The organism is Microcystis sp. LSC13-02, assembly GCA_002282935.1.
GTDB lineage: Bacteria > Cyanobacteriota > Cyanobacteriia > Cyanobacteriales > Microcystaceae > Microcystis.
Genome location: MTBT01000317.1, coordinates 1 through 9,006 on the forward strand (window position 1 = coordinate 1; position 9,006 = coordinate 9,006).

Here is a 9,006-nt window from a genome sequence, read left to right on the forward strand (position 1 = left end):
CCCTGATCACTCCCAGTCCGGTACTTTTTGATTGACAAAAAGTCTAAAAGTCTTACCCAACAAGGTTTTTAGATTTATTCAGCAAACCCTAATTACACATCTCAAGGGAAATTAATTTGGCACGACTACTTAACGAATTATTGCGATCGCTTACCATTGACTAATTTTCAGCGATAATCTAAAGTCAGAGTCCATCGGGAGATAAGATCATGAACTTTCGTCTAGTTCTATTTTCAGGCCTAGTGACGGCTTTAGTCGGGGCAGGTATCGGTTATGGCATTAGCCGCATTGAACGCAATCCCAGCCAAGTCAACTATAAAAATCCCTATATCTATCAAATCATCTATGGACGTTATTTTGCCGGTGCTGGGGCAACCCTGGGCTTCTGTGTGGGCGCGGGTTTGCAAATGGTCAAAGAACTCAAAGAAGCCAGAGATAGAGAAATGGGCATCCTAGATGATGGGTCAAAATTCTAGTCTTTTGGGGCTAATTCCTCAAGAATGATGAATTGAACGTGATTAATCGCTAAATCGCCGATGGGAACTTGGATTTTTAACACCGGCTGTCCTTCACTGAGCATTCGTTCAAAGGGGATATCTTTGGCAATTTCCGTGTGATACCAAGCTAAACCCATAAAGAAACGATTGGGATAGGGACCACCTTCAAAGATATCATCGGGATTGGACTCCATGGGAACCCAACCGATAGAGGGGAGATAAAATTCCATCCAGACGTGATTGTAATCTGGTTCGAGGGGTAAATTACGTTCGAGGGGATGGGGTGGGCATTTATAACGTCCTACCGTACGACAGGCAATACCATTGAGACGACACAAAGCCAATAATAAACCCACATATTCGCCACAGGAACCCACTCCGCGCCGCAGGGCAATATCGGGGGTGTCGATGTTGGGTTTGATGCCGTAGGAAAGCTGATCATAGACGTAGTTACGAATACTATAAACTTTTCTGAGTAGATTGGTTTCCCGACCGATCGCTTCTTTGGCAGCATTGAGGATAATTTCTGTATTCATAGCCAGATCATCATTATCGATCAAATAGCGATCGGGAAAATCGGCGGGTAAGGGGGGTAAATCTTCGCAATCTTTGGGAGTAATTTGGTATTTAATTCCCCACACTTCTAAGACCACTTTCCAACCAAAAATATGACGTTGTTTGGCGGTTATTTGCTTGAACTTAAATACTGCCACCCGCTGCCCGTCTTGAATTTCTTCAATAAAAGGCAATCCCACCGCTTCGACGCTGCGAATTTTTTGCCGCGGTGTTTCTAGGGGTAAAGCGATGCGCCATTCCACATCTTTTAGTTCGATATTATAGAGAGGTTCCAATTCCTCGACGTAGGATAATTCAATCAGATAACCGTTAGAAAGGGTGTATTTTTTAGCGGGATCGTAGTGAAAATATAGAGGATGGACAAAAGTACGCGGACGATAACTAAGTTCGTAAACCTGTTCGGAATTGGGATTATCGCGGATAAAGGGTTCTTGGAAAGCATAGGCCACATATAAGATATCCTTGCCACTGTTCGCATCGTTATAAAAAGCTAGTCCCGTCGGCGATTCAAAAGGAGTTATCATGCTAAAAAGCTGTTCTCCCGTGGCGCGATCAAGACAGTAAACCGTTTGTTCTAGGGTATCCGTTAACCAAAGTTCTTCCCCGCGAATGGTGATATTTTCGATGCCGATACCCGGCGCGTACAAACGAGTAATTTCCTGTCCCGATTGGCGATCAAATATAAAGATTTGTCCAGAACGTTGACAAGTGACATAAATTGTGTTAGCAGTTACGGCGACTCCGTTAGCGGTGTAGGGAAGACGGGTAAAAAATTTCGGGGTAAAATCTTCGAGAGTGCAGCAGTAGAGATTTTCGCGAGTCGTAAACCAGAGGTTATTTTGATCATCGATTGCCAATCCCGTCGTCCCGACGAATTCTTGCCAGCGATGGGAATTAAGTACGGTTGTATGACCGGTATCGAGGGCAATTTGGTATAAATAGCCGTTTTTTGCGTCGATAGCGATTAATTTGTCATCTTGAAATACAATTCCGTGCAGGGCCGTGGCGCTAATCGGACGAATTGTTTGACGATGGGAGGGAAGACTGGCAGGATCGAAAATCATAGGAGGAAGCGAAAAGGGAGAGCGTTTTTAAGTGAATAAAACAGCAATTCTTCCCACGATAGCAAATTTTATCGCCCTTGAATGCTCGTAATGAACTCCAATTCCGAAAAAAATGTCAAGAATTGTCACTTATAGTCCCTCTCATACCCTTGTACCTACCTACGAGTGTTTCAATCGTTGCAGTTATTGTAATTTTCGCAGGGATTTAGGCACTGATGGCTGGTTAAGTCTAGACAAGGCCAAAGAGATTTTAACTGCTTTGCAGGGTTCGGAAATTACGGAAATTTTAATTCTTAGCGGGGAAGTTCATCCTTTAGCAGCCAATCGAGAGTTATGGTTTCGCCATATTTATAATTTAGGAGAATTGGCTTTAAATATGGGTTTTTATCCCCATACCAATGCGGGGATTTTAACTTTTGCCGAGATGGAAAAACTGAAAAATGTCAATCTATCTATGGGCATAATGTTAGAACAAATGACGGTGACTTTATTAAATACTGTCCATCGTCATGCCCCCAGTAAAGTGCCATCCCTGCGCTTAGAGCAGTTACAATGGGCGGGAGAATTAGGAATTCCTTTTACCACGGGGTTATTATTAGGAATTGGTGAAACAGAATGCGATCGCTTAGTAACCTTAGAAACTATTGCCACTATTCATCAACGTTGGGGACATATTCAAGAAGTGATCCTACAACCCTACAATCCGGGCAAAAGAGAACGGTGGCAAAATAATCCTTTTGAACTGCAAAAATTACCCGATCTGGTTAGGCAAGCTAGGGAAATTTTGCCCCCAGATATTGTCATTCAAATTCCCCCGAATTTAGTACCCGATCCTCTTTTTCTCTTGGATTGTTTAGCGGCAGGAGCGCGGGATTTAGGCGGTATTGGCATTATCGATGAAGTTAATCCCGATTACCTCCATTTACACCCCGATAAATTAAAGGAATTTTTAGCAATTTATGGCTGGGAATTAAAAGCGCGCCTACCGGTTTATCAGTAATCAGTGATCAGTAATCAGTAAACAGTAAACAGTAATCAGTGATCAGTAATCAGTAATCAGTAAACAGTAATCAGTAATCAGTAATCAGTAATCAGCTTCTGAAGGCAAGAGGCAACAGGCAAGAGGCAAAAGGGGTAATAAATAATCAGTCTTTAATAACCAGATTTAGTATAATTTAAGAGTTACTGATAATTGCCGATTGTCGGTATTTCTGCAAATGTGAGATATAGCCAATGAAAGCTAACAGCTGATGGTTGAGTGCTTCCTTTTTCCTTGTTGACTATAAACCTCTTGCATAATTAATTTTTGAGGGTTCAAAAACGGCAAAAATAAGGATTAAATTGCATAAAATATGTAAATAGGGTCTGCTGAATAAATCTAAAAACCTTGTTGGATAATATTTTTAGGCTTTTTTGAAATCAAAAAGTGCCAGCGATTGGGGTGATTGGGAGGAAAATTAGGTAATTGACTCCCTGAAAATTGGTAAAACCCCTCAGCAGACCCTAAATAGACCATTTAATTGATTATTATTCATTCTTAATTCTCCCGACGACCGGCTCCTAACCCTAACAACAATTTTTGATTTTTACCAGAGGTCTTATGATTCCCTCAAACGAGCGCTACTGGCTCAAAAATGCTCATATTCCCGTTTCCATCCTAGAAAATGAGAGTTTTTCTCCCCAAACCGCCGAGGGATTAACCTTAGTTAATCTAGAAATTAATGACGGTTACATTAATCGCATCACCTCCACAATCCCCCCCGAAGACAATATTCCCGTTATTGACCTCAAAAAAAAGATTATTTTTCCTTGCTTTGTCGATATGCACACCCATCTCGATAAAGGTCATAGTTGGCATCGTTGTCCTAACCATGATGGCACTTTTGACAGCGCCTTAAAAATGGCCTTAGAGGATTCTCGACGGGAGTGGCGCTTAGAGGATGTGTATCGTCGCATGGAATTCGGCGTTAAATGCAGTTATGCCCACGGAACAGCCGCTATTCGCACTCATATCGACTCTTTTGGTCAACAGGCACAGATTAGCTTAACCGCTTTGGGAGAATTGCAACGACAATGGGCCGGTAAAATCACCCTGCAAGCGGTTTCTCTAGTTTCCCTTGACTACTATCAAACCTCCGAGGGAGCGGCCTTAGCCGATAAAATTGCCGAATTTGGGGGCATATTAGGGGGAGTAGCCTACACAAATGCCGATTTACAGGCACAAATTGATATTACCTTCAAATTAGCCCAAGAAAGGGGTTTAAATCTCGATTTTCATCTGGATGAAAACGGCGATCCCGATTCTACCTGTTTAGCAGCGATCGCTCGTACTGCCATCAAAGAGCAATTTGACGGACAAATCATCTGTGGTCACTGTTGCAGTTTAGCGGTACAATCCCCTGAAATAATCCAAGAAACCCTAAATTTAGTCAAAAATGCGGGCATTGCTATCGTTAGCTTGCCGATGTGCAATCTCTACCTACAGGATCGTCAAGAGGAAAAAACCCCTTTTTGGCGCGGGACAACTAAGGTAAAAGAGATGAAAAAAGCGGGAATTCCAGTTGCTTTTGCCAGCGATAACTGTCGCGATCCCTTTTATGGTTTTGGGGATCACGATGGTTTAGAAGTCTTTACCCAAGCGGTGCGGATTGCCCATCTCGATGCACCCTACGCTGACTGGGTAAATAGTGTCACCCTCACCCCAGCAAATCTGCTCGGATTGCCCCATTTAGGGCGCATTAAGACGGGTCTAGAGGCAAATTTGTTAATTTTCAAGGCTCGCTACTTTAGCGAGCTATTATCGCGACCACAGTGGGATCGCCTCGTGATTCGACGCGGGTTGAGCATCGATACTACTCTCCCCGATTACCAAGAGTTAGATGATTTAGTTCTGGGAATTGATGAACTCCTGTAAGGGTTTGACAAAAACCACCGATTCTAGGTTGATAGCACCGTAAATATGGGGAAAGGTCTCTTTTTCTAGCTCTAAAGTGGCATTTTCTGGGTTAGGATGTTGGGGCTGCTCCCATTTGACCGGGGACTGCAATTGTTCGAGAGAAATGGCTAAAACCAGCAAATCTGGCTGATTTTGATAAAAAGCGGCCACAACTTTCGGAATTTGTTCTAAGGTGGAGCAATGGATAAATCCCTCATTTTTTAGGGAATAAGCCCGATATTCCCCCATTTCACGAGCTATTTGCCAACCTCTTTCTGTAGTGATGTGATAGATCATCGGTTCGCCTCCTACTGTCACTTTATCCCTAATTTTAGGATATAGCCTGAAGCTGTCAGCGGCCCTCAATTCTCTTAAACTAGGGGTCAGGGAATAAAGACAAGAAATTTGTCCGACCACTGACCAGAAAAAAATGGCCGATAATGGCCTCAAAATCTCTTGATAGTCTCCTTTTACCTGATATTAACCATCTACCCTTAAAATGAGCTTACCGACCCAGTAACTGCAAAAATCTATGCTAGATAAAATATTTACTCCCAATCCCTACGCTGAACAACCTGCTCCTCTGCGTCCTCGCAAGGGAGTAATTATCGGTGTCGGTCAGGTGGGGATGGCCTGCGCTTACTCGATGTTAATTCAAGACTGTTTTGATGAATTAATTCTGCAAGATATCGCCACGGATAAAGTCGAAGGGGAAGTGATGGATTTAAGTCACGGAATGCCTTTTATTGAACCCACAGACTTGAAAATGGGAACCGTGGCCGATGTGGGACAAAATGCCGATGTGGTGATTATTACTGCTGGGGCTGCCCAAAAAGAGGGAGAAACCCGATTACATCTCCTTGAGCGAAATGTGGCGATTTTTCGCCATATTCTTGAGGATGTGGCTGTTTACTGCCCCAGTGCTTTAATTTTGGTGGTGAGTAATCCCGTCGATATCATGACCTATGTTACCTTGAAAATCACCAATTTTCCGCCTTCTAGGGTGATTGGTTCGGGTACGGTGCTAGATTCTGGCCGTTTACGCTCTCTTTTATCCACCAAACTCCATGTAGATGCGCGTAACGTCCACGCTTATATTATCGGTGAACACGGGGATAGTGAGCTTGCGGTCTGGAGTTCGGCTAATATCGGAGGAGCAAGGTTATTAGAAGGAGATTGGCAGGATTTAAGCGCGGCCAACCAAGAAAGCTTAACAGAAATTTTTCTTCAGGTTAAAAACGCCGCCTATGAAATTATCAAACGCAAGGGTTATACTAGCTATGCGATCGGTTTAGCTACCACGGATATCGTTAAAGCGATTTTACGTTCCCAAGAAAGAATTCTGACTATTAGCACTCTCCTCGATGGTCAATACGGTCTCAAAGATGTGTGTTTAAGTATTCCCTCGGTGGTTAACGAGAAAGGAGTGATAAAAACTCTGAATCTTGCTCTCAGTCCCAGAGAAACCCAACAGTTACATAATTCGGCCAAAATCATGCGCGATTTAATCGATCAACTCAAAATTTAACTTAGGGTTGGCTGAATAAATATAAAAACCTTGTTGGCTAAGATTTTTAGATTTTTTTGCCCTGAAAAAGTGCCAGACATAATAGCGATCGAGGGGAAAATTTTGGCACTTTTTCCCCGAAAATTAGGTAATTGTGGGGTGGACTAAGCAATTAGTGCTAGACTTCCCGAAAAGTCTATTTTATTTCAGCTTGTTGTTAGGAATCTAATTAAAAGAGGTTGTTTAATCTGGCTAATACGCTTTTGGTTATGATACGCAGAAAAGTTCTGGCGATGGTGCTAAAATGGGTTAATATGCCGAAAGTTGACCCACATCGTTACTCTCAAAAGTGTTATGGAGAAAGTTTCTGTATAATCGATATTTGGCCTGCTCACCCTTTGGTGATGCCAGTTCTGTCCACTTCTGAATAGGTATAGGTATTGGAATTGATTTGAATTAACTTTTGTAGCAGTCGAGGTTCTAAGCTTTCATGGGGCAATCTTCAAGCAATCGGGAGTTTTGATGGCTAAAGCGCAAATGATTGATCATCTTAAGAAGACGTGTCAGAAGACCTTGAAGCTGTTAGAACAGTTAGGACCAATATCAAATCTAGCTGTTTTAATTGCCGCTATTACTTACTTACGGGGAGCAAAAACAGCGTAACTCCGACGTTACTCAAGCGTGGACAGTTATTACTGCCGCTTACGAGCAAAAAGGTAGCGGAGGACGAATTCAAGCCCTTGAGTTATTAAATGCCTCTCCAGGCATTCCAGGACGGCACAGATTTCCTTGGTTCTGGTTGACATGGAACCCTGAGAGTTTACAAGGCTTAGAAGCTCCGAACGCTTTTTTGCAAAATATTCAATTGCCTAATGCAGATCTCTGGCAAGCAAATCTCAAAAATGCCAACTTACGAGGGGCAAATCTTCAAAACTCTAGTCTGGAGCGAGCGAATCTTCAAAAATCTATCCTAGCAGCAGCGCATCTTCAAGGTTCTAGGTTACGTATTGCTAATCTTGCGGGAGCTGATTTGTTTAGAGCAAACTTGAGGGGTGCAAACTTGAGGGGTGCAAACCTCCATAGTGCTGGCTTGGTTGAAGCCAATCTTCAATCTTCTGACTTAGCCGGAGCAAAACTTCAAATGGCAACACTACACAGAGCTAATCTGCAAGATGCGAAATACACTGATGCAAGCACTTCACCCAAGTTGTGTGAAAGCTTATCCTTGAGTTACCCTTGCCCCACTGGTTTTCCAGAAGGATTTAATCCTGAATCAAGAGGTATGGTTAAAATAAATTGAATTGCGATCGCCGCTCTGGTAGTACGCCGCTCTGGTAGTTAATGAAATGTAACGCACCTCTTTTTTCTCTAGCCGTAGTACCATGCTCATTCATTGAAGCAAGTGATTGTAAGCTAACGGGGTTTTTTGATTTTTGAAAAGGCGATCGTTAGTTACCGTCCTGACTTAAAAAATAGCCAACTGCACGCTGAAGCTGTTCCATCCCTTGTTGCAGTTGGTCAATACGAGCCTTAGATTCCTCCATTTGTTGAGCAGTAGCTTCCACAAACCGATCAATACGCCGATTCGTTGCCTCACTGATTTCTGCTAATCTGTCAATATTGCTTTCTATTCGCTCTATTCGCTGCTGACTTGCCTCTAGACTGGCTTCAATACGGTCTAACCGAGAACTTTGCCACCACATTTAGTTAACACCTTGAAAATAAGCGATTATTGTCCTCAGTTTAGCAAATCTTTAGACAAATTAATCTCTTTTCATAGGGCGATCGCTTGAGGTGAAACTGCGATCGCTGGTTGCTTAGTTAATGAAATGTAACGCACCTCTTTTTTCTCTAGTCAAACTATTAGAGCCAGTCTTAGGTTAGGTTGCCGAAAAAACATCTAGCCTACGATTCCTCTAGCCACTGGATTGCGTGATCAAGTCAAGTCTGTCCCTTACTAAAATAGAATCAGCGATTTCCCTAAGGGACCTAATTCCATGACGATTATCACTCTTTCACGTTATGTCACCAGAAACAATGAGATTTTAGGTGGAGAGCCAATTATTGAAGGCACTCGCACATCTATTCGCGCAATCGTAGGTCTGTGGCGATTAGGTGTGATGCCAGAGGAAATTCCAACTCATTTACCTCATTTGACCTTAGCACAAGTGTTCGATGCCTTGAGTTTTTATTTGGATCATCAAGTTCCGCCAAATACACCTGTTCAAATTTCTCTAACAAGGTCTCAAACGCTCTTCTATTGAGTCCTGTGGTCGCTCTCAAGAGTCTATCTTGATTCAATATTCTGCCAATGTTCAGCATTCAAGGAGATATCCAATCATCGAAAATTTTGGGTGGGAAACCCCGCCGTTCTAGGTTGGCTTTACGTTAGAATTAAAAAGACCGTCTCGAAAACCAAGTGGGCGG

At 42.7% G+C, this 9,006-nt stretch carries 9 protein-coding genes; 6 read left to right on the forward strand and 3 right to left on the reverse strand.

Translation table 11 applies throughout. The annotated features are described in order from the left end of the window. Nucleotides 1–209: 209 nt before the first annotated feature. The gene (locus tag BGL89_RS19660; protein ID WP_286827211.1) at nt 210–476 is read left to right on the forward strand and encodes a hypothetical protein; all 267 of its coding nucleotides are present in this window, start codon (nt 210–212) and stop codon (nt 474–476) included. On the opposite strand, the gene BGL89_RS19665 is transcribed toward BGL89_RS19660, so the two are convergent. Then, nucleotides 473–2,137, reverse strand: a complete 1,665-nt coding sequence (locus tag BGL89_RS19665; protein WP_286827212.1) for a transglutaminase domain-containing protein — start codon at nt 2,135–2,137, stop codon at nt 473–475. The genes BGL89_RS19660 and BGL89_RS19665 overlap by 4 nt on opposite strands. Before the next feature lie 112 nt (nt 2,138–2,249). Between BGL89_RS19665 and cofG the strand changes: the two genes are divergently transcribed. Then, nucleotides 2,250–3,137 carry a 7,8-didemethyl-8-hydroxy-5-deazariboflavin synthase subunit CofG gene (gene cofG, locus BGL89_RS19670; protein ID WP_286827213.1) on the forward strand — a complete coding sequence of 296 codons (888 nt, stop codon included), beginning with the start codon at nt 2,250–2,252 and terminating at the stop codon, nt 3,135–3,137. A gap of 600 nt (nt 3,138–3,737) precedes the next feature. Further along, nucleotides 3,738–5,051 (forward strand): cytosine deaminase, encoded by a 1,314-nt coding sequence (locus BGL89_RS19675; protein ID WP_286827214.1) that lies wholly within the window; start codon nt 3,738–3,740, stop codon nt 5,049–5,051. On the opposite strand, the gene BGL89_RS19680 is transcribed toward BGL89_RS19675, so the two are convergent. Beyond that, complete coding sequence (locus BGL89_RS19680) at nt 5,022–5,369, reverse strand: DUF952 domain-containing protein (protein WP_158198848.1); 348 nt, start codon at nt 5,367–5,369, stop codon at nt 5,022–5,024. The genes BGL89_RS19675 and BGL89_RS19680 overlap by 30 nt on opposite strands. A 235-nt stretch (nt 5,370–5,604) precedes the next feature. Here BGL89_RS19680 and BGL89_RS19685 point away from each other — a divergent pair, with 235 nt between their 5' ends. Both BGL89_RS19685 and BGL89_RS19690 read left to right on the forward strand, forming a co-directional pair. Continuing rightward, complete coding sequence (locus BGL89_RS19685) at nt 5,605–6,600, forward strand: L-lactate dehydrogenase (protein ID WP_286827215.1); 996 nt, start codon at nt 5,605–5,607, stop codon at nt 6,598–6,600. A 601-nt stretch (nt 6,601–7,201) separates the two neighbouring features. Further along, the gene (locus BGL89_RS19690) at nt 7,202–7,879 is read left to right on the forward strand and encodes a pentapeptide repeat-containing protein (RefSeq protein WP_286827216.1); all 678 of its coding nucleotides are present in this window, start codon (nt 7,202–7,204) and stop codon (nt 7,877–7,879) included. A gap of 148 nt (nt 7,880–8,027) precedes the next feature. Here the strand turns inward: BGL89_RS19690 and BGL89_RS19695 are convergent, their stop codons facing one another. Beyond that, nucleotides 8,028–8,282, reverse strand: a complete 255-nt coding sequence (locus tag BGL89_RS19695; protein WP_002737596.1) for a hypothetical protein — start codon at nt 8,280–8,282, stop codon at nt 8,028–8,030. A 294-nt stretch (nt 8,283–8,576) separates the two neighbouring features. Between BGL89_RS19695 and BGL89_RS19700 the strand changes: the two genes are divergently transcribed. Further along, on the forward strand, nt 8,577–8,843 hold the full coding sequence (locus tag BGL89_RS19700; RefSeq protein ID WP_286827217.1) for a DUF433 domain-containing protein: 267 nt from the start codon (nt 8,577–8,579) through the stop codon (nt 8,841–8,843). Nucleotides 8,844–9,006 lie beyond the last annotated feature (163 nt).

Bases quoted from the DNA above. Each gene is read 5' to 3' on its own strand.
- BGL89_RS19665 (WP_286827212.1), bottom strand. From the start codon at position 2,137: ATGATTTTCGATCCTGCCAGTCTTCCCTCCCATCGTCAAACAATTCGT.
- BGL89_RS19700 (WP_286827217.1), top strand. From the start codon at position 8,577: ATGACGATTATCACTCTTTCACGTTATGTCACCAGAAACAATGAGATT.
- BGL89_RS19680 (WP_158198848.1), bottom strand. From the start codon at position 5,369: ATGATCTATCACATCACTACAGAAAGAGGTTGGCAAATAGCTCGTGAA.
- BGL89_RS19660 (WP_286827211.1), top strand. From the start codon at position 210: ATGAACTTTCGTCTAGTTCTATTTTCAGGCCTAGTGACGGCTTTAGTC.
- BGL89_RS19695 (WP_002737596.1), bottom strand. From the start codon at position 8,282: ATGTGGTGGCAAAGTTCTCGGTTAGACCGTATTGAAGCCAGTCTAGAG.
- cofG (WP_286827213.1), top strand. From the start codon at position 2,250: ATGTCAAGAATTGTCACTTATAGTCCCTCTCATACCCTTGTACCTACC.
- BGL89_RS19675 (WP_286827214.1), top strand. From the start codon at position 3,738: ATGATTCCCTCAAACGAGCGCTACTGGCTCAAAAATGCTCATATTCCC.
- BGL89_RS19685 (WP_286827215.1), top strand. From the start codon at position 5,605: ATGCTAGATAAAATATTTACTCCCAATCCCTACGCTGAACAACCTGCT.